Genomic DNA, 20,430 nt, shown 5'->3' on the forward strand with positions numbered 1-20,430 from the left:
CCAAGCATGGCAACAGTAGCGGGAAACAAATTTAGTCCTAGACTAAATCATGGCTAAATTCTGCGTTGCCAAACTGGTTAAAAGTCAGCAGTATAAGATGCTCGACAGCGGCCATGCCGCTTCCGGCCCCTGCTGGCTGTGAGTATTCGCCTGATATCTCGGACTAAGTTGAATGAAAGTAACCATCAATGACGTGGCTAAATATGCCGGCGTTTCCATCAAGACAGTATCCCGGGTCACCAATAATGAGCCTTCGGTTAAACAGGCCACTATCGACAAGGTCAATGCTGCAATCAAAGAGTTGAATTACCAACCTAATTTAGCAGCCCGCAACTTGGCTGCCACCAGTTCCTATGTCATAGGCTTCGTCTATGACAACCCCAATGCCTATTACATTATCGATATGCAAAACGGTATTCTCTCCGCCTGTCGGGACAAGGGCTATGAGCTGTTGATCCATCCCTGTGATGCCAAGGCCGAGGGTATTTGTGAACAACTGACCACCATGGTGAAACATGCTCGCCTGGCCGGGCTGGTACTGACGCCGCCGCTATCGGAAGATCCCAAGGTACTCTCAGCCCTGGATGCCATAGGCGCCAACTATGTTCGCATCATGGCAGGTGACAGAGTAAAGGCCGATAGCGGGCTGGCGGTATTGGTTAACGACAGATCCGGCGCCGTGGCCATCACCCAACATCTTATTGATCTCGGGCATAGGCAAATCGCTTTTCTCAGCGGCGACTATCAGCACCAATCCACCAAGGAGCGCCTGGAAGGTTATCGTCAGGCCTTGAGAGATAACGGCCTGGACGAGTCTTCCGATCTGATTGTCGAGGGAGAATACTCATTTGAATCCGGAGTTGAGGGTGCCAAGAAGCTGCTCAAAGGGGCGAATCGGCCCAGCGCCATAGTGGCCTGTAACGACGAAATCGCCGCCGGAGCCCTGTTTGCCGCCAGGTTGGAAGGGATGGATATTCCCACCGAGCTCTCGATTGTCGGCTTTGAGGACAGTCCCTTCTCACGCCAAACCTGGCCCAAGTTGACCACAGTGCATCAGCCCAACGGCAAGATTGCCCAGATAGCTACCGAGCTGTTGATCGCCAATCGCCGTGAGCAGAGCGTTCGCAGCGAAATCTTTACCCCAGAGCCGGTTATCAGAGACTCGAGCGCCAGGGTGCAAGCAAGCTGAAATTCCAGCCACTAAAAAGGCGCTCTACTGAGCGCCTTTGCGATAAGATTCAAAACACTTTATCAGTGCAACTTGAGTTTGGGCCTGTGCCACTTCAGCAGCCGCTGCGCCAGACGATACACCAACGCCGAAAACCAACCATACAAACTCGCCAGATGGCGTTGATACAGAGACATGTACATCATCCGCGCCACGTAACCCTCAATAAACAGGGAGCCGGATCTCAGGTTGCCCATCAGATTGCCCACCGCCGAGAAACGGCTCAGTGACACCAATGAACCATAGTCGCGATAAACAAAAGGATTTTCTGCCTTGCCCTTCAAACGGTTGAGAATATTTTTATACAGAGTTTCCGCCATCTGCGATGCGGCTTGGGCCCGGGGAGGCACAGGCTTACCGTTGTCCTGCACCAAAAAGGCGCAGTCGCCCAAGGCGTAGATATCCTTGTGACCCTTAACCCGCATACAGGCATCGACCTCGATAAGGTTACGGTTATTGACCGGCAACTTATCAAACTGTTGCAGTACATCCGGCCCCTTGACGCCGGCCGCCCATACTTTGAGTCCGGCGGGGATCAGCACATCTTCCTGAGTCACAAATCCCTGCTTGGTCACCTCTTTGACCTGCACCCCGATATGCAAGCGAACTCCGATATGATCCAGTACAGACTGGGCCCTGGAGCTCACCTTGTCCGGCAACGCCGGCAATATCTTGGGCGCCGCCTCAATCAGGTGAATTTCCAGATGATGCTTATCGACATTGAGGTAACCGTATTCTTTGACCGAGTCCAGCACATGATGCAACTCGGCGGCCAGCTCAACTCCGGTCGCGCCGGCGCCCACTATGCCGATACTGAGTTTTTCGCTGGTTTCATCCAGCAGCAACAGGTTGTCCAGTAACTTGTGGTGAAATTGATTGGCGCTATCGAGGCTGTCGAGGAAGATACAGTGCTCTTTGGCACCCGGGGTGTTGAAGCTGTTGGCCACTCCGCCGATGGCAACTACCAGATAATCATAGGGTAACTCACGCTCGGCGATAATCTGCTCGCCGTCATCATTACTGACTCCGGCCAAGGTGATGGTCTTGGCCTCGGGATCGCATTGCAGCATTTCACCGCGTAGAAAGCGATAGCCATTTTTCAGGCCATGGTCGCGATACAGCAAGCCTTCTACCGATTGATCTATCACCCCAACGGCCACTTCGTGCAGTTTGGGCTTCCAGATATGTACCGGACTCTTATCTATCAGGGTTATTTCAGCCTCTTTCTTCAGGCCCAATTTGCGTCCCAGCTTGGATGCCAGCGCCAATCCTCCGGCGCCGCCGCCCACAATCAAAATCCGCTTACTGGTCACAAATTCCCCCAAGAGTATGAACTAATGCAAGATAGTCTTTTATAACATGATCCCGCTCAAAAATAACCCGAGTTCTAAATTAATATTTCTTTATATATCACTGATGCAGGTAAATATTTGCCATCATTTCCTGTCGCTCAAGGCTGGTGTAATGCCACCTTGGTGCGTTTTAAGTTGTAGAACATCCACAGGCACAATAGGCTGCTGCAGGACGCCAAGGAGATCCACACGCCCGGCACGCCAAAGGCCCAGGCAAACCCCCAGAGGAACAGGCCTATCAGCAGCAACTTACTGCCCGTGAGTATCGAGGCCTCTGCCGGACGATTGATGGCCTGGAAGAAACTGGCTCCCACCAAAATCAAGCCTTCCATCGGCAAGCCCCAGAAATAGAGATACATGCCCTCAATGGCAACCGGGGCCAGGGTCGGGTTGTCACCGGCAAACAGATACACTATCCATTCCGGGCGGCTGTAGATAAGCACTAATCCCAGCAAGGCGCAGATTAAGGTGACGGAAAACGCCATTTTGGCGGTCTGCTTGACCCTGTCATATCGACCGGCACCGGCATTGAAGCTGAGAATCGGTTGTGTGCCGAGGGCTATGCCTTCAAACACAAAGTAAAACAGGGCTTCGGTATAGCTCACCACGCCATAGGCGGCCACATGCAGCGAAGTGCCGGTCCAGAGCAGCGCCATGTTATGCATGGTCAATACAATCGACAGGTAGAGATTCATCAGGAAACTGGGCATCCCCAGCTTGACGATTTCCCAAACCAGCTCCAGGCTCAGTTTCATCTGCTGCCAGTCGATATTAAGCCGGGTGCGCTTGCCAAAGAAATGTTGCAGACACAGGCCGCCGGTGACCGCCTGGGACAACATGGTAGCAATGGCGGCACCGGTCAGTCCAAAAGGAAAGACCACAATAAACAGCCAATCCAGCAGGGTATTGAGCACGCCCCCAAATACCAGGATCCAGGTGACGAAACTGGGGCGACCGTCATTACGCAAAAGCGCCGAGAAGGCCATGGAGAGGATGGGGAAAATGCCCAAGGCAAAGTACCAGAACAGGTATTGGTAGGCGCCTTCATAGACCTCACCTTCGGCTTTCAGCCAGCGCAGAATATCGTCGGTCAACATGGTACCGGCAAGCGACACCACCAGCGCACTCAACAGGCAAAGACTGAAGGTATTGCCGAGAATTTTTCTGGCCCTGGCGACATCACCGCGGCCAAGATTGATGGAGATAAGCGCGGCGCCGCCCATGCCCAAAAGCGCACCGAGCGCATAGAGAATGGCGCCCACAGGGTAAGCCAGCATAATACCCGCCAGACCCGTTTCCCCCAGGTAGTGGCCGATAAACATCCCGTCTATGGTGACGTAAATTCCGGTCACCAACATGGACATCACAGTGGGGACTGTGTAACGCCAAAAGAGTTTACTGACAGGTTGCTGCAGTAAGGCGAGATCCTGCTCAGTCTGGGGGACGCTGTTTGGGGTCATGACGCTTTCTCAACATCAAAGGTGTTAAACCATAAGTTCTATATCAGAGGCCATATTAGAAGGCGCCAGCTCGGCCTCCATTCAAATTGGCACTCCGAAATCAATCACCTCGGAAAAAGTGGATGGCGGATTGTACCCGAGTTATCAGCCTGGATGCCACTACCTTGAATAGGGCGTTATTCGGCGACTTTGATGGCGAGCAGTTGCTGCTCCAAAGATTCAGGTTGCAAAGGGGCGCGACTGATGATCTCCAGCCTGGAGTCCATGGCATCATCAAGCTCTTCAACGCTCAATTCACCATCGAGCATATTGAGCGCCGCTATGCCGTCTTTGGTGATCATCACAGCTTTTAGCCGCACCACATCGAGTGCCTTGACCCAGCGATAGAGGCGCTCGAGATCGAACAGCCAATCCGGAGCAAAGATCCAGCCATAGCTGTAACAGCCCTCGCCTTTGTTACTCTTGAACACTATGCCGCGAACGTCCCACTCAGGCGTTTCCGGGCTCTGCGGCTCGACGCCGACTGGCTTGATGGCAAACACACCGGCATTTTGCCGCAGCAGCCCGGCGCCTAAGGGAGTGGCTTTAGCGTTCAAATTGGCCTTTGCCGGCCGAGCCAGCGCCCGCAACAATTCATCATTGAGCTTCTGCTCTTTGGACCAGTAGAACAGCTCCCCTTGCAGTTGCTGAGCGGCAATAAAGGCGGCTATTTGTTCTCTTAGCAGATCTCCCCCCAGATCATTTTGCAACTCATCCCCAGACGGAATCATTGGCTCTTGCTGTTGCCAGAGGTCCTGCTTGCCGGCCAGCAGGATATCGGCTATCTGCAGCTGGGAGAGAAAGTTCTCATGTTCGCTGTAGCGCTTGTCACTGAGTTTGCGCGGGTCAAACAGACAGATACTGGCCTTGAGGCTGAGCACTTCGGCAAACTGTTTCGAGCTTAGGGTTTTCAAAATCTCTTTGGGATGGCCAAGGCCTGTTGGCTCTATCAGCAACCTGTCGGGTTTGGCCCGGGCCAGCAGTTGAGTCACCGCCACTTGAGTCGGCACCCCGGCGGCGCAGCACAAACAGCCGCCGGGCACTTCTCGTATGACAACGCCGGAGTCACTCTGGCCCATCAGACCGGCATCTATTCCTATTTCACCGAACTCATTGACCAATACCGCCCAAGTCTCGCCCGCAGGCTTATTGGCCAGCAGCGCTTTAATAAAGGTGGTTTTGCCTGAGCCGAGAAAGCCGGTGATCAGATTGGTGGCAACGGGTTTGAGGATCATCTGTGACTCCATTCCTTACAGCATTGAGGCAGCAGAGTGTAACCCAAGCAGGGAAAGAATTAGCTCGAAATTGTAAACAGATGCAAAATGGGCGCGGATAGCGCCTATTTCTGTGAACCTGACCGGTTAGGGCTTGAGTTCGTGATCCACTATCGGTGTCAGCCCCTTGGCACGGTTTTTCATGGCATCCTCCAAGTCAAAGCCACCGGCGCGCCAACTCTTGGCCTCAACCGGGGTGAAGTTTTGCTTGCTCCAGGCCTTGGCATCATCGAGTTTAAAGCCTGCATCCTGCCAGGCGCCTGCGCTTGAGGCGTCAAATCCGGCAACATGCCACTGCTGGGCGCTTCGGGAATCAAAACCTGCCTCTTTCCAGGAGGCTATCTCGGTTGAACTCATACCGGACCAGTCTTTGGGAATGGAGCTGCAAGCCACAAGCATACTCAACCACAGCAAGATCACTGATTTTCGCCACATACTCATCTCCTTTAACGCTAGAGTTAACGGGTTGCGCTGCTGACGGCATACCGAGGCAACGCATTGAGTATAGCAGGGCAGATTGCATTATCTGCGTCTTGGGCCTTTGGGAAGCGGACCCTTGCGGCCGGGTTTATGGCCTCTGTGAGTCTTGGCAGGTCGGGGCTTCTCCATAGACTGTAAATAGCGCTCCGGCAGCGGCGCGTCCTTCTCGTAACCCGGCAGTACTTCTCTTGGCAGCTTGTAACCGAGCAGGGCTTCTATTTCAGCCAGTTTTTGCTCTTCAGCCGGGCTCACCAAAGAGATGGCTTCGCCGCTGCGCCCGGCTCTGCCGGTACGGCCGATGCGATGAATATAGTCATCAGCCTGGGATGGCAGCTCGAGGTTGATAACCCTTGGCAAGGCGGGAATATCCAGGCCTCGGGCCGCGACATCGGTTGCCACCAATACCCGAATCTCTCCATCGATGAACTGCGCCAGAGCGCGGCTACGGGCCCCCTGAGTCTTGTCGCCGTGAAAACAGGCGCTCTTGATGCCGTCGAGTTTCAGCTCTTGTTGCAACTGCTCGGCGCTCTCCTTGGTACTGACAAAGGCCAACACCTGTTGCCAGTTGTTGCGGCCAATAAGCTCAGCCAGCAACTCGGCTTTACGGCGATAGTCCACCGGATATACCTTTTGCTGGATCTGTGCCTGAGTACGGCTCTCTTTATCCACTTCAAACCATTCTGGCTTATCGAGCAGCTTGTGCCCGAGGCGCTTAACCGCCTCGGGAAAGGTCGCCGAAAACAACATGGTCTGATGTCCGGCTGGCAGATAGCGCCCCAGGCGCTCAATATCCGGCAAAAACCCCAGATCCAACATGCGGTCAGCCTCATCCAGCACCAGGGCCTTAACCTGATCCAGCCTGAGATGCTCTTGGCTAAGGTGATCGAACAGCCGCCCCGGCGTCGCCACCAGCACTTCAATACCGGCCGCTATCGCCTTGCGTTGAGGGTTGAAGTTGGCGCCGCCGAAAATGGCCAAAATGCGAAATGGCGTATGGGCGGCATATTTGCCCAGCTGAGTCGCCACCTGCTGCGCCAGCTCGCGGGTTGGTGTCAGGATAAGCACTCTCGGCGCGGCGCCATACTCAGGCTCAGTGAGCCCCTGTTGCTGCCACTCATCAATCAAGGTGGCCAACAGCGGCAAGCCAAAGGCCGCGGTTTTGCCTGTGCCTGTCTGGGCCGAGGCCATAATATCCCGCCCGGCCAATGCCGCCGGTAACACCTGCTGCTGCACCGCCGTCAGCTCACGATAGCCACACTGGGCGACGGCTTCGAGCAGCGGCCCCGGCAGCTGGGTTTCAGAAAACTGCATCTTCAACACCTGAAACATAAAAAGACCGGCGAGTATAACGCAAAGGCAAGCAATCAGCTGACATTTCCGCCCCCTATGACCTGATGCTTGCCAAGATATTTTTGTTCAAAGCCTTCGATGTCCAATGGCTGGGAATACAGATACCCCTGAGCATAGTCACAGCCTATACGAGTCAAGATCTCGGCCTGACCGGCTGTCTCCACCCCTTCGGCTATTACCTTCATCCCCAACTTGTGTGCCATTACTATGATGGCTTCACAGAGAGTCAAATCGCTTTCATCTGTTTCCAAATTACGTGTAAATGATTGATCTATTTTGAGATAGTCGATATCAAACCGCTTCAGATAAGCCAAGGAGGAATAGCCGGTGCCAAAGTCATCCAGAGACACCTGAATGCCGGCATCCCTATAGGCCAATAGCTTATCACTGACCCCCATTTTGGCATCCAGCAACAATCCCTCAGTTATCTCGATACAGATCCCGGAACCGGACACCTCAAGGCTTGCCAACAGCTCCAGCCACTCGGCAAAACGGTTACCCTCGTCGCGAAACTGGATTGGCGACTTGTTGATACTGATCTGCACCTCGCGGCCATAAGCCTTGCGCCAGGCGGCACTCTGACGCGCCGCCTGCTCAAACACCCAGTTACCGATTTCAAAGATAAGCCCTGTGTCTTCCGCCACCGGAATAAACTCAGCCGGCGAGACACTGCCGCGCTCACTGTGATTCCAGCGCAGCAAGGCTTCAGCCTTGAACACCTTCCCGCTGCCCAGCTCGACTATGGGTTGGAACCTGAGTTCGAATTCGCACCGCTCCAATGCCTGACGCAAATCCTGAATAAGCCGCATCCTGTATCTGGCGTATTCCTGCATTGAGGCGGTGAAATAGTTGAAACGGTTACGGCCCTGATCTTTGGCGGCATACATGGCCTGATCCGCATGTTTAAGTAACAACTCCACTGTCTGTCCATCATCGGGATACAGGGTAATACCGATACTGGCGCTGATAAAGGCGGTTTCATCGCCCAACTTGAAAGGCTCGGCCAGACTGCTGAGAATATGATTGGCTACCCGCTCAACTCCGTTATGATCCTGCACATCCGAGAGCAATAGGGTGAACTCATCGCCGCCGAGTCTGGCCACCACGTCGGATTCGCGGACACAGGCCTGCAGCCGCTCTGAGGTTTCCACCAGCAACAGGTCGCCCATATCATGGCCCAGGGTATCGTTAACTTCCTTGAAAAAATCCAGATCCAGAAACAGCAGCGCAAATCTTTGTTGATGACGAACAGCCTTACGAATTTCATTGCCCAGGTGCTCGGTGAACATGCGCCGGTTCGGCAGGCCAGTAAGGGCATCATAGTTGGCCTGACGCCAGATGAGACGCTCGTTCTGCTTTTTGTCGGTAATGTCGGAAAACAGCGCCACTCTTCTCAGCGGCGCATCGCCTGAGCTATGAATGGTATTAATGCTGAGCCAGATCATTATCTTGCGGCCATCACTGCAGCGCAGCCACATTTCGCCCTGCCAACGCCCCTTGTGCTCGAACGCCTGACTTAGTTCACGATAAAACACTTCTTCATGATCATCACACTTGAGCATGTCTATATTGCTGCCAAGAATATCCTCCGCTTGATATCCCGTGATAGCGCTGAATGCCGAGTTAACCGTTATTATGGTGCCGACTTCATCCAGTACACTCATCGCCTCACTGGAGTTTTCATAGACGGATGCAGCCAGTTTAAGGGAAGCTTCCTGCTGTTTTTGCTCGGTAATATCCACATGTACACCGCAAACCCTAAGCGGCCGTCCTTTTTCATCACGGCTGACCACCTTGCCGGTGTCCTGCACCCAGCGCAACTCACCATCCGGGCGGATCAGCCGGTATTGCACCTGGTGCTGCTTTGTTTTTCCGGCCAGATGCTCATCCAAAGAACGCAGCACCCAGGCCCTGTCTTTGGGATGGATACCATCTAGCCACAGTCGTTTGTTATGATTGAGGTTATCAAGCGAACAACCAAGGATCTCGGCACTGCGTTTGTTGCGCACTACGGTATCCTTGATGGGATCCCAATCCCAGAAACCGAGCTGACCACTTTGCAGCACCAGCTCCAACTGTTCGCGACTGGCGGCACTCGCCTGCTCAGCCAGCTTGGCCGAGGTGATATCGATATAACCGGCAATCACCAACTGCACCTGTTGATGATAGCGCTGGCAGGCCACTGTCATATGGGTATAAACATAATCACCCGCCTTGGTGATAAAACGTTTCTCCATCTCATATTCATCGATTTCACCATCCAGCATCCGCCTGAATTGCGCCATATCGGCGGGCAGATCATCTGGATGGGTCATTTCAGACCAAGTCAACTGCATCAGTTCCTGCTCTGTATAACCCAACATCTTGCTCATATGGGGGTTTATCTTAAGCCAATGCTGATCCAGCGCAGTAATCGAAATCCCAATATTGCCAATATTGAACTGGGAGCGAAACAGAAAGTCATCCTGCAGTCGAATGCGGTTGTCACGCTCAAATTCCAGCCGCCGCGACAGCAAGCGCCCCAACAACACATTGGTGAGAGGGAACAAAGTCAGCACAGGCAAACTGATACTTGCCAGCACTCCCTTGGCGGTGTCCCAGGGCAGCAGCAACATCCAGGCCAACATCAACAGGTGTACCAACAGGGAAAAACCGGCTAATTCCCAATAGCCGATATCGGCGAGGGACTGCTTGCGTCGCCTGCGCCACAACAGGCCAAGCAAACCACTGGAGAGAATCACTCCCACGCCGATCAAAACACCTTCACCGCCCCCCTGATAAATACGAAAAGCGGCTGCAATACTGCATGCTATCAAGGTCGGCAAACCGCCGAAGAACAGGCCTGAAATACTTAAAAGTACAGAGCGACTATCGAAGAAAATTCCCGGTTCATAGTTCCAGGGAGTGAGCATCAAAGCAATACAGATACCACCGATAATGACGCCTATTAACAAGCGCCACAGCAGGAAGTAGTCCCGTTGTTGTTGTCTGGGAATAGCATCATACATAAATACCAACGCCAGCAGAAAAGCGGCATTTTGTGCCAAAGGAAGGAAAATGCTCTGTTCCATCTATTCCCAAGCCTGTGAATAACAAAGAAGAAATCTACAGGTCTAGTGTAGCAGAGCACCTTTGGAAACCTGACTAATTTATGCACTCACCTCGGCGCAGCATTCATTGCTGCTGAAACTTTAGGCGTTATATAACAACTCCAAATAAAGCTGGGCACTGTCTTGCCATGAAAAGCGGCTGGCGGAGGCCCTTTTTCTAAGGACATTCCAGTTGGCAGTGGAATAGAGCTCCAAGGCCCGGGACAGGGCGTCGAGTAGCGCCTTGGCCTGCTCATCCAGCCCGGTTCCTGCGAATACCAAGCCATTATCACCGTCGCTGATGGTATCGGCCAGCCCGCCGGTGGCATGCACCAAACAGGGTTGGCCTGCTCTCAAAGCCAGCATCTGGCTGATACCGCAAGGCTCAAAAGAACTGGGCATCACAAACAGATCGCCGCATTGATAGAGGGCATCGGCCAGCTCCTGGTGATAACCATTGATAAAGCGAAAATTGCTGTTGCTCGCGGCGATGCGACCAAAGAGTGCCGCTATCTGCTCATCGCCGCTGCCGAGCAGCCAAAAACAGGCGCTGTCGCTGAACTGCGCCAGCCTTAGCAACAGCTCTTCCAGCACTGTCTTGCCCTGCCAGGGATGACACAGCAAGAGCAACTTCTGTTCAGTGAGCCTGCCAACCGAGGTCAGCAGCATTCCCGGTGACTCAGATATCTGCCCCAAGCGGATTTGAGCAATCATATCTGCCGGCGTCACTGCATCGCTGCGCCCGAGTTTACTCAATAATGCCTCTGTGGCTATTTTGGGCAGTTGCAACTTGAGTTGCTGCCGTTTGCCGGTAGCGAGCGGTAATCCTTTTTGATAGTCACAACCGTTGAGAATGCCGAACAGCTGGCCAAGCTTGGCTTTATCCTGCAGGTCAGCCTCCAATCCTTCGCCGCCAAAGAAACCCAGCTCTGGCTGTGACGGACACAGCACTTCCTTGGCATAAGTCGCCGAGACCAGATGGATAACATCACTGAACTGAATCGCCGCCCGCAGCGGATTGATACATCCGGGGTAGCGGGTATCCAGCGCCAATTGCAGCTTGGGATTTCCCCCTTCGGCCAACAGCCAGGGATACCAGGCCGCCAGGGAAGATGCCTCGCCGGCAAGCGGCCGTACCCCCTGCATCGCCAGATTGTGGATACTGAGGATGCAGGGCACTTTTGATAGGCCGCGATAGGCGGGATCCAGTGCTCTTAACATGGCAAAACCGCCGCAGTGCCAGTCGTGCAGGTGAAACCTGTCCGGCAGCGGCAATAACCCCTGTTTCAACGCCGCCGCAACAGCAGCGCCGAAGAGGGCAAACTTGCCTGCATCTGTGGCAAAGGGGCGCTCAGGGCCATCCAGGCTGTAGACTTCACGCTTAACGCCGCAAAAACCTTCATGAGCCAGAAGATAGATCCACAACCCCTGAGAGTCAGGCTGAACCGCCGGATTGGCGATACGATACAGCCGCGCCCGGGTGTTGCCTGCGCCGAAAGCAAATTCAAACTCGCACAGAAAATCGGCCCCCTGCTCCCTGGCCAAAAAACCATAGTCCGGCATTATGATATGCGACGCCACGCCTTGGCTTTGCAGCGCCGGAGGTAACTCGGCCAGCACATCGGCCATACCGCCGACTTTGGCGCCGGCCAGGGCAGCGTTTTCCGCTGCCAACATCAACACCTGCAGTTTTGCTTTCGCCGCCATTATTCGTACCCCACAGGCAGTCCCAACATATCTCGGGTCACCAGCACCACACCGCTTTCCGAGACCCGAAAGCCCTTGGCCCTGTCGTGGTCATGGTTGAAGCCTATCTCCATCCCCTCGGGGATAATGCAGCCCCGGTCGATAATAGCCTTGCGAATGCGGCAATGACGCAACACCACCACATCGGGCAGGATCACTGAGTCTTCCACCTCTGAGTAAGAACAAACCCTGACCTCATTGAAGAGAACACAGTGGCGCACAGTGGCACCTGAAATAATGCAGCCGCTGGAAACCACAGAGTCCAGCGCCATGCCGCGCCTGTCATCATCGTCAAATACAAACTTGGCCGGCGGCAGTTGTTCCTGATAGGTCCAGATGGGCCATTTGGCATCATAGAGATTGAGTGCCGGCGTCGGCGACAGCAGTTCCATATTGGCTTGCCAGAAAGAATCCAGAGTTCCTACATCGCGCCAGTAGGCCTGCTCGTTGGGAAAGGCGCTGCGAAATGGATAGGCATAAACCCGGTGCTTTTCTATGATGGCCGGAATAATGTCCTTACCGAAATCCCGGTTGGAATCGGCATTCTGGGCATCTTTTTTCAGCTGCTCAAACAGAAACTCTGTGTTGAACACATAGTTACCCATAGATGCCAGGCAGGATTCGGGGTTATCCGGCAAGGGCCTGGGTTGGGCCGGTTTCTCTTCAAACCCCAGAATACGGTTGCTGCTGTCCACCTCCATCACCCCAAAGGCGTTGGCCGCTTCGGCCACCGGCACCTCCATACAGGAAACCGTCATATCGGCGCCGGACTCGGCATGAGCGGCCAGCAGACCGGCGTAATCCATGCGGTAAATATGATCGCCCGAAAGCACCATCACATAGCGCGGCAACTCGTGACGTATGATGTCTATGTTCTGAAACACAGCATCGGCCGTGCCCTGATACCAGTTGTCCGAATAACGTTGAGATGCCGGCAATATCTCCACCGACTCCCCCAACTCCTTTTTGAAATGCCCCCAGCCGCGGGTCACGTGGCGGATAAGCGAATGAGACTTGTACTGGGTCACCACCCCTACCCGGCGGATCCCCGAGTTGATGCAGTTGGACAGCGGAAAGTCGATAATCCTGAACTTGCCGCCGAAATAGAGCGCCGGCTTGGCCCGCCAATCGGTCAGCTCATGGAGACGGGAACCCCGGCCTCCTGCCAGGATCAGGGCATAGGTTTCACGGGTAAGGTTACTGATATAACGCGGACTCGGATTCGGCATAAAAGCGTGCTCCCAATTAACAGAAAAAAGGCGCTCACTGCGCGCCCCAGATATGGTCGCGATAACCGGCTATGGTGACATCGCTGGAGAAGCGGCCACTGACCGCGGTGTTGCGAATACTCATGGCGGTCCAGCGCTGAGGGTCCTGATAAGCCTTGGCGGCTTGCAGCTGGGCCAGACGGTAGGTTTCAAAGTCGGCCGCCAGCATCCAGGGATCTTGGGGCGACTCAATGGCGGCTATGATGGGGTCGAAGATCCCCGGCTCCAGCAGATTAAAATGACCACTTTTGAGCAGCGTCATTACGCCGCCGAGCGCCGCCGAAGACGCTATATATTGCGCCGGGCAGTAGTGCGCCTTGAGTTCCTCCACCGCCAGGGCATTGAGGCCAAACAGGAAGAAGTTGTCTTCACCTACCTCTTCGAGCATCTCGATATTGGCACCATCCAGAGTGCCTATGGTCAGGGCGCCATTCATCATGAACTTCATATTGCCTGTGCCCGAGGCTTCCTTGCCGGCGGTGGATATCTGCTCAGACAAATCCGTACCCGGGCAGATCACCTCCATGGCGCTGACGTTATAGTCGGGCAAAAAGGCAAACCTTAACCAGGGACTGACTCTGGGATCCTCATTGACCATATGAGCCACATTGTTGGCCAGTTTGATCACCAGTTTCGCCATGGCATAACCGGGTGCCGCCTTGCCGCCAATAAGCACGCAGCGTGGTTGCATCCCCCGGGTATCGCCACTGACAATCCGCTGATAGAGATGGATCACATGCATGATATTCAGCAGTTGCCGCTTGTATTCATGGATCCTCTTAACCTGCACATCAAACATCATGGAGGGGTCGAAGTTCACCTGGCAGCGCTGCGCCACCAGCTCGGCCAGCGCCTGTTTATTGGCCTGCTTCACCTCGCGCCAGGCGGCAATAAATGGCTTGTCCGAGGTAAAGGCGTTGAGGGCAGTCAGGCATCTTAGGTCGCTCAGCCAATCCTTCCCCAGGCGACTGCTGATGAGCGCGGCCAAACGGGGGTTACAGTGAGCCAGCCAGCGCCTGGGCGTCACACCATTGGTACGGTTGTTGAACTTATGCGGCCAGAGTTCGTAAAAGTCCCGAAACAGCCCTGTGGTCAACAGCCTTGAGTGCAGCGCCGCCACACCATTGACCGAAAAGCTGGCCACTATTGCCAGATAGGCCATACGGATATGGGGCTCATCCCCCTCTTCTATGATGGACATCTGCCGCAGACGTGACACGTCGCCGGGCCAGTGATGTGCCACCAACTCCAGGTATCTGGCGTTGATTTCATAGATGATCTCCAGAATACGCGGCAGCATCTGGGCGAACATACGCACCGGCCAGCGCTCCAACGCCTCCGGCAACAAGGTATGGTTGGTGTAGGCCATGCTATGGCTGACTATTTCCCAGGCGGCTTGCCACTCCAGCTGATATTCATCTATAAGCAGGCGCATCAACTCAGGCACCGCAATCGCCGGATGGGTATCATTGAGCTGCAGCACATGAAACTTGGCAAACTCACTAAAGTCCAGGCCTTTGTTGGCAACCCAGGTCGTCAACAGATCCTGCAAACTGGCAGAGGACAGGAAATACTGCTGCCGCAGCCGCAACTCTTTGCCGTTTTCACTGCTGTCATTGGGGTACAACACCATGGTGATCTGCTCGGCCAGATTCTTCGCCGCCACGGCTTCGGTGTAATCCCCCTGGTTGAACTCAGCGAGGTCAAACTCATCTGTGGCCTCGGCCTTCCAAAGCCTCAGGGTGTTGACCCGGCCGTTGCGATAACCCGGCACCGGCATATCATAGGCAACCGCCAGTACATCCTGGGTATCCACCCAGGCTCTGTGCCGACGGCCATCGCGGTCAACATGACTCTGCACATGACCGAAGAAAGGCACTGTCACATTGTGCTGTGAAGCCCGCACTTCCCAGGGGTTGCCATCCCTGAGCCAGCGGTCCGGCTGCTCCTGCTGGTAACCATCGACTATCTGCTGAGCAAACATGCCGTACTCATAACGAATGCCATAGCCAGTGACCGCCAGTCCGAGACTGGCGCAACTGTCCATAAAGCAAGCCGCCAGCCGCCCGAGACCGCCATTTCCCAGACCTGCGTCATGCTCTTGCTGTTGCAGGGTTTCAAGCGCTACCGCATAGCCTTGCAGCATCTCCCGGCACTCGTCGGTCAGGTCCAGATTGAGCAAGGCGTTGCCCAGGCTTCGGCCCATCAAAAACTCCAGCGACAAATAAGCCACCTGTTTGCGTTGGTACAAAGCGTCCTGGCTGCGACTGGCGCACCAATCGTCCAACAGCTGCTCTTTGACACTCAGGGCCAACGCCTGATAGAGCTCCTGTGGCCTGCGCTCATTGCGGTTAAGATCGTATCTCAGCTGTCTGGCAAAGGCCGCCGGCAGTGAATCACAGGGCTCGCAGTCTTGGTGCACCAGATGGCCTGGGGCTTGTTGACTAGCGGGCGCTATTGGCGATGCGGCTTTTGATGCTTTTGATGCTGTTGTCGATTGGCTCTTACTGCGGCTCTTGACTCTATTCCTTGAAGTATCAGTCATGGCTGGCTCCTTTGGCTGAGGACGACAAATAACGGCCACCTGCGGCCAGCAGCTGAAAACTGCAGGCGGCAACGGCGAAAGATGAAGCTGTGGGATAGCAGGATTGCTGTTCATCCCGTCCGGCTTCGCTGGAAAGCAGCAATTGCCACTGCTCACCGGCTCCAGGCGGCGGAGATGGCAGACAAAACTGGCTGTTGCTGTCACCGGCATGCAGCAGGATCAGCAGAGCTTCGGTCTGAAGTTTGTTTTCTCCTTGAGGGCTAATATCTAACTGACGGCTCTTATTGAGCTGATGGCTCTCGCTCAGCTGATGGCTCTTATTCAGCTGAAGGCTCTTATTCAGCTGAAGGCTCTCTGCCCGCTGAAGGCTCCTATTGAGCTGACGGCTCTGCATCAACTGCAAGCTGCGGCACTGGACTTCGCCCCAATGGCCGGGGGTCATGGCCTCGCCGGAGGCAGCAAACCAAGCCAGGGCTCTGGGAGCCTGGAGGGCATCGGTGTGAACATAGTCATCGCTGTCATAAAAGCCGCAATCCCGGCGGATATGGATAAGCCGGCGAACAAAGGCGCCAAGCGCGGTATCTTCCCTGTGCCAATCGAGCCAGCCCAATGGGTTGTCCTGACAATAGGCGTTGTTGTTACCGCTCTGGGAGTTACCGAACTCATCGCCGGCCAGTAACATGGGCGAGCCCTGGGAGAGCAGTAAACTCGCCAGCAGATTACGGCTCTGACGCGCCCTCAAGGCCAGTATGGCGGCATCTTTGCTCTCGCCTTCCACGCCATGGTTGGCACTGAAGTTTTCATGGTGACCATCGCGGTTGTTTTCGCCGTTGGCCTGATTGTGCCGCTCGCGATAGCTCACCAGATCCCTCAGGGTGAAACCATCATGGCTGCAGATAAAGTTGATTGAACTTTGCGGGCCGCGCCCCGAGTGTTCAAACAGATCGCCGGAGCCGGAAAGGCGCCTGGCAAGCTCGGGCAAGAGCCCGGCATCACCACGCCAGAAACGCCGCAGAGTATCGCGATATCTGTCGTTCCATTCGGCAAAACGATTGGGAAATTGCCCCAACTGATAACCGCCCGGGCCTATGTCCCAGGGCTCGGCTATCAGCACACATTGCTGCAGTTCAGGGTCTTGCAGCAAGGCATCGAACAATCCGGCGCGATTGCTGAATCCCTGCATCTCACGGCCAAGGCTGGTAGCCAGATCGAAACGAAAGCCATCCACCCCCATGATATCGACCCAGTAACGCAGCGAGTCCATCAGCAGCTGTACGACTCTTGGATGACTGATATCCAGGCAGTTGCCACAGCCAGAGTCATTGATATAAAAACGCTTATCTGCCGGATGCAAACGGTAGTAGCTGACGTTATCCAAGCCGCGAAAACTGACGGTCGGCCCCTGGCGGTTACCCTCGGCGCTGTGGTTGAAGACCACATCCAGCACGAGTTTGATACCGGCATCATGCAGGGCAGAGACCATCTGCTTGAATTCGCCAATGGCATCGTCAGAGGCCGAATATGCCCCATGGGGAGCGAAGAAACCTATGCTGTTATAACCCCAGTAGTTACTGCGACCACTCTCCAGCAGGAAAGGCTCGGACAGAAAGGCGTGCACCGGCAGCAGTTCGACACAGGTGATCCCGAGCGACTTGAGATAAGCTATCGTCACCGGGTGCGCCAAACCGGCAAAGGTGCCGCGAAGCTCAGGGGGGATCCCTGCCATGGCGGCGGTGAAGCCCTTGAGGTGCATCTCGTAGATCACTTCATTACGCCATTGGCCGCCCGGTAAGCGCTTACCGGTAAAGCGGGTATCGGCTACCACTTGGCATTTGGGCATGGCCCAGGCGTTGTCACAGGGATCGGCCCATAAGTCATCCCCTATACCGGCACTGCCGGACTCCCGCTTCGGGGCCCCTGGTACTGGGGGTTCAGCATCCCCCGGATGGCACACAGCGGCCAATGGCCGGCCCTGCTCATCGACTCTGGCATAGCCAAGTTGCCAGGGCCCATACTGCCAGCGACCACAAAAGGCTCTGGCGTAAGGGTCCAGCAGCAGCTTGGCCGGATTGAATCTGTGCCCTTCCTGAGGCTGATAAGGGCCATGCACCCGATAGCCATAGCAAAGCCCTTCACCGGCCCCCCGCAGCAAACCATGGAACACCTGTTGCGAGGACGGCATAAGCTCGAAACGGCCCGACTCACGCCATTGGCCATTTTTGAATTCAAACAGGCACAGCTCTACCCGGGTTGCATGAGCCGAAAACAGCGCAAAATTCACCCCTTCCGGCTCGCCATTGGCTTCATGTACCAGAGTTGAGCCCAGAGGCCAGGGTTTGCCTGCAAGCATCTGCATCAGCCACGCTCCAAGGCGAAATAGACGCTCGCCAGTGGCGGCACCCGGATCAGCGCGCTATATGGCATGCCCTGCCAGGGGATCTCCTCGGCTTCCATGCCTCCGGCGTTGCCTTGATTACTGCCGCCGTAGAATGCGCTGTCGCTGTTGAGCAGCTCGCGGTAACGTCCGGGCTCTGGCAATCCCAGTCGATAGCCTTCCCTGACACAAGGGGTAAAGTTACAGATAACCAGCACCATGTTGCCGTCGGAATCGATACGCGTAAACGCCAGCAGGCTGTGCTGACTGTCGTTGCAGTCGAGCCAGCGAAACCCTTGCGGCTCGCCGTCACACTGCCACAATGACGGCTGCCGGCGGTAACAGAGGTTAAGATCCCGCACCCAATCGCTGAGCCCCTGATGAGACGGATACTGCAGCAGATGCCAGTCGAGGCTGAAGTCATGTTGCCATTCGCGCCGCTGGCCAAACTCGCCGCCCATAAACAGCAGCTTTTTCCCCGGATGAGCCCACATAAAACCGTAAAAAGCCCGCAGCGTGGCAAACTTCTGCCAGTCATCGCCGGGGATCTTCTCCAACAAGGCGCGCTTGCCATGCACCACTTCATCGTGACTCAGCGACAAAATAAACTGCTCGGTATAGGCATAGATGAGGGAAAAAGTCAGTTGCCCATGGTGATAGCTGCGATGTACCGGCTCCTTGGTGAGATAATCCAAGGTGTCGTGCATCCAGCCCATATTCCATTTGAAGCCGAATCCCAAGCCGCCGGCAGCGACATCCCGGCTGACGCCATCCCAGGCGGTGGACTCTTCGGCTATCATGATGATCCCCGGGTACTCATGGTAGAGACGCGTGTTGAGCTGCTGCAAAAAGGCTATCGCTTCCATATTTTCACGGCCGCCATATTCGTTGGCCTGCCACTGGCCCTCTTCGCGGCTGTAATCCAGATAGAGCATGGAGGACACGGCATCGAGGCGCAGGCCATCGAAATGAAACTCCTCCAGCCAATAGCAGGCATTGCTGAGCAGAAAACTCTGCACCTCTTTGCGGCCATAGTTGTAGATCAAGGTGTCCCAGTCGGGATGACGGCCACGGCGGGGATCTTCATGTTCATACAGGCAAGTGCCATCAAAATGCGCCAGGCCGTGGGGGTCGGAAGGAAAGTGCGCCGCCACCCAGTCGAGCAGCACACCGATACCCGCCCTGTGGCAGGCATCCACCAGCAGTTTAAGCCCCTCGGGATCGCCAAACCTATGACTGGGAGCAAACAGCCCCACGGGTTGATAGCCCCAGGAACCGTCGAAGGGGTATTCACTCAACGGCATAAATTCCACATGGGTAAAGCCGTGAGATTGCAGGTAAGGCACCAAGAGTTCGGCCACCTCTGCGTAGCTGAGAAAACCGCCTTCACCGTTACGCCGCCAGGATCCCAGATGCAGCTCATAGATACTGACCGCCTGTCGGTGCCAGGCTCTTTGCGCCCTGGCGGCCATCCAATCACTGTCCTGCCATTGCCAATCACTGTCCGCCATCGGCACTATCGAGGCGTTGTGGGGCGCACCTTGCATCTGTCTGGCGCAGGGGTCGGCCTTTTCCAGCCAGCTGCCATCCTGGGTTTGCAGCAAAAATTTATAGTGCTCACCGCCCTGGATTTGCGGCAAAAACAGCTCCCAAAGACCTGATGCCGGGTGGCGGCGCATGCTGTGGCGACGCCTGTCCCAATGGTTGAAATCCCCCAGCAAAGACACGCTTTTGGCATTGGGAGCCCAAACACAAAAACGTACACCTTTTACGCCTTGGCACTCCAGCCAATTGGCACCGAGCAACTGCCAGCCTTTCAGCAGACAGCCTTCATTGAAGAGAAAGCATGCCTGTTCATCGAGCGAAGCATCAAAGCGGTAAGGGTCGTCCAGCACCAGCTCCGCCTGGGGATAGCTGATGCGGAGCCTATAGTCGAAGGGTTTGACCCTGCGCCCCATAAAGCCACTGAACAGGGGCTCGGCGCCAACGACAGGGTTAAGCTCGGCCACCTTACGGCCGGTTTTCGCATCCAGCACCTCGATGGCGGCGGCGCCGGGCAGCACGGCGCGCAGTAGCAAGCGGCTGCGGCCATTTTGCTCAACCAGATGCATTCCGAGCCAGGCGAAGGGATCGCCATGGCGCCCTTCGGCCAAGGCGCAGGCAGCGGCAAAGTCCAGTTCCGGGACCAGGCTTTCCTGCATTGGCTCACTAAAGTGCGGCGCGGG

At 55.3% G+C, this 20,430-nt stretch carries 12 protein-coding genes; 1 reads left to right on the plus strand and 11 read right to left on the minus strand.

The annotated features are described in order from the left end of the window. Positions 1-172 precede the first annotated feature (172 nt). Positions 173-1,189 (plus strand): LacI family DNA-binding transcriptional regulator, encoded by a 1,017-nt coding sequence (locus CX651_RS08165; protein WP_101055422.1) that lies wholly within the window; start codon positions 173-175, stop codon positions 1,187-1,189. Between the two features lie 62 nt (positions 1,190-1,251). Here the strand turns inward: CX651_RS08165 and CX651_RS08170 are convergent, their stop codons facing one another. The 11 genes from CX651_RS08170 to glgB all read right to left on the minus strand — a co-directional run bounded on the left by CX651_RS08170 (position 1,252) and on the right by glgB (position 20,406). After that, on the minus strand, positions 1,252-2,541 hold the full coding sequence (locus CX651_RS08170; protein ID WP_101055473.1) for an NAD(P)/FAD-dependent oxidoreductase: 1,290 nt from the start codon (positions 2,539-2,541) through the stop codon (positions 1,252-1,254). Between the two features lie 137 nt (positions 2,542-2,678). Next, positions 2,679-4,040, minus strand: coding sequence for an MATE family efflux transporter (locus CX651_RS08175; protein WP_101055424.1), 1,362 nt, complete (start codon positions 4,038-4,040; stop codon positions 2,679-2,681). A gap of 176 nt (positions 4,041-4,216) precedes the next feature. Then, positions 4,217-5,314, minus strand: a complete 1,098-nt coding sequence (locus tag CX651_RS08180) for a CobW family GTP-binding protein (RefSeq protein WP_101055426.1) — start codon at positions 5,312-5,314, stop codon at positions 4,217-4,219. A gap of 126 nt (positions 5,315-5,440) precedes the next feature. Beyond that, positions 5,441-5,788 carry a hypothetical protein gene (locus CX651_RS08185; RefSeq protein WP_101055428.1) on the minus strand — a complete coding sequence of 116 codons (348 nt, stop codon included), beginning with the start codon at positions 5,786-5,788 and terminating at the stop codon, positions 5,441-5,443. Between the two features lie 87 nt (positions 5,789-5,875). Beyond that, positions 5,876-7,144, minus strand: coding sequence for a DEAD/DEAH box helicase (locus CX651_RS08190; RefSeq protein WP_101055430.1), 1,269 nt, complete (start codon positions 7,142-7,144; stop codon positions 5,876-5,878). Between the two features lie 53 nt (positions 7,145-7,197). Further along, positions 7,198-10,254 carry an EAL domain-containing protein gene (locus tag CX651_RS08195; RefSeq protein WP_101055432.1) on the minus strand — a complete coding sequence of 1,019 codons (3,057 nt, stop codon included), beginning with the start codon at positions 10,252-10,254 and terminating at the stop codon, positions 7,198-7,200. Between the two features lie 120 nt (positions 10,255-10,374). Further along, positions 10,375-11,979 (minus strand): glycogen synthase, encoded by a 1,605-nt coding sequence (locus tag CX651_RS08200; RefSeq protein WP_229839735.1) that lies wholly within the window; start codon positions 11,977-11,979, stop codon positions 10,375-10,377. Further along, positions 11,979-13,247 carry a glucose-1-phosphate adenylyltransferase gene (glgC, locus tag CX651_RS08205; RefSeq protein ID WP_101055434.1) on the minus strand — a complete coding sequence of 423 codons (1,269 nt, stop codon included), beginning with the start codon at positions 13,245-13,247 and terminating at the stop codon, positions 11,979-11,981. Before glgC ends, CX651_RS08200 begins: the two co-directional genes overlap by 1 nt. Positions 13,248-13,281: 34 nt before the next feature. Then, positions 13,282-15,831 carry a glycogen/starch/alpha-glucan phosphorylase gene (locus CX651_RS08210; RefSeq protein ID WP_101055436.1) on the minus strand — a complete coding sequence of 850 codons (2,550 nt, stop codon included), beginning with the start codon at positions 15,829-15,831 and terminating at the stop codon, positions 13,282-13,284. Further along, positions 15,824-18,187: a glycogen debranching protein GlgX gene (glgX, locus tag CX651_RS08215; RefSeq protein WP_101055438.1), complete on the minus strand. Its 2,364-nt coding sequence runs from the start codon at positions 18,185-18,187 to the stop codon at positions 15,824-15,826. The genes CX651_RS08210 and glgX overlap by 8 nt, the downstream gene beginning before the upstream one ends. Next, complete coding sequence (glgB, locus tag CX651_RS08220; RefSeq protein WP_101055475.1) at positions 18,187-20,406, minus strand: 1,4-alpha-glucan branching protein GlgB; 2,220 nt, start codon at positions 20,404-20,406, stop codon at positions 18,187-18,189. Before glgB ends, glgX begins: the two co-directional genes overlap by 1 nt. Positions 20,407-20,430: the final 24 nt, after the last annotated feature.

Source organism: Shewanella chilikensis (assembly GCF_002836945.1).
GTDB classification, from domain to species: Bacteria; Pseudomonadota; Gammaproteobacteria; order Enterobacterales; family Shewanellaceae; genus Shewanella; species Shewanella chilikensis.

Coding starts and splice junctions, on each gene's coding strand:
- CX651_RS08165 (WP_101055422.1), top strand. CDS start 173: ATGAAAGTAACCATCAATGACGTGGCTAAATATGCCGGCGTTTCCATC.
- CX651_RS08175 (WP_101055424.1), bottom strand. CDS start 4,040: ATGACCCCAAACAGCGTCCCCCAGACTGAGCAGGATCTCGCCTTACTG.
- CX651_RS08180 (WP_101055426.1), bottom strand. CDS start 5,314: ATGATCCTCAAACCCGTTGCCACCAATCTGATCACCGGCTTTCTCGGC.
- CX651_RS08185 (WP_101055428.1), bottom strand. CDS start 5,788: ATGTGGCGAAAATCAGTGATCTTGCTGTGGTTGAGTATGCTTGTGGCT.
- CX651_RS08190 (WP_101055430.1), bottom strand. CDS start 7,144: ATGCAGTTTTCTGAAACCCAGCTGCCGGGGCCGCTGCTCGAAGCCGTC.
- CX651_RS08195 (WP_101055432.1), bottom strand. CDS start 10,254: ATGGAACAGAGCATTTTCCTTCCTTTGGCACAAAATGCCGCTTTTCTG.
- CX651_RS08200 (WP_229839735.1), bottom strand. CDS start 11,979: ATGGCGGCGAAAGCAAAACTGCAGGTGTTGATGTTGGCAGCGGAAAAC.
- glgC (WP_101055434.1), bottom strand. CDS start 13,247: ATGCCGAATCCGAGTCCGCGTTATATCAGTAACCTTACCCGTGAAACC.
- CX651_RS08210 (WP_101055436.1), bottom strand. CDS start 15,831: ATGACTGATACTTCAAGGAATAGAGTCAAGAGCCGCAGTAAGAGCCAA.
- glgX (WP_101055438.1), bottom strand. CDS start 18,187: ATGCAGATGCTTGCAGGCAAACCCTGGCCTCTGGGCTCAACTCTGGTA.
- glgB (WP_101055475.1), bottom strand. CDS start 20,406: ATGCAGGAAAGCCTGGTCCCGGAACTGGACTTTGCCGCTGCCTGCGCC.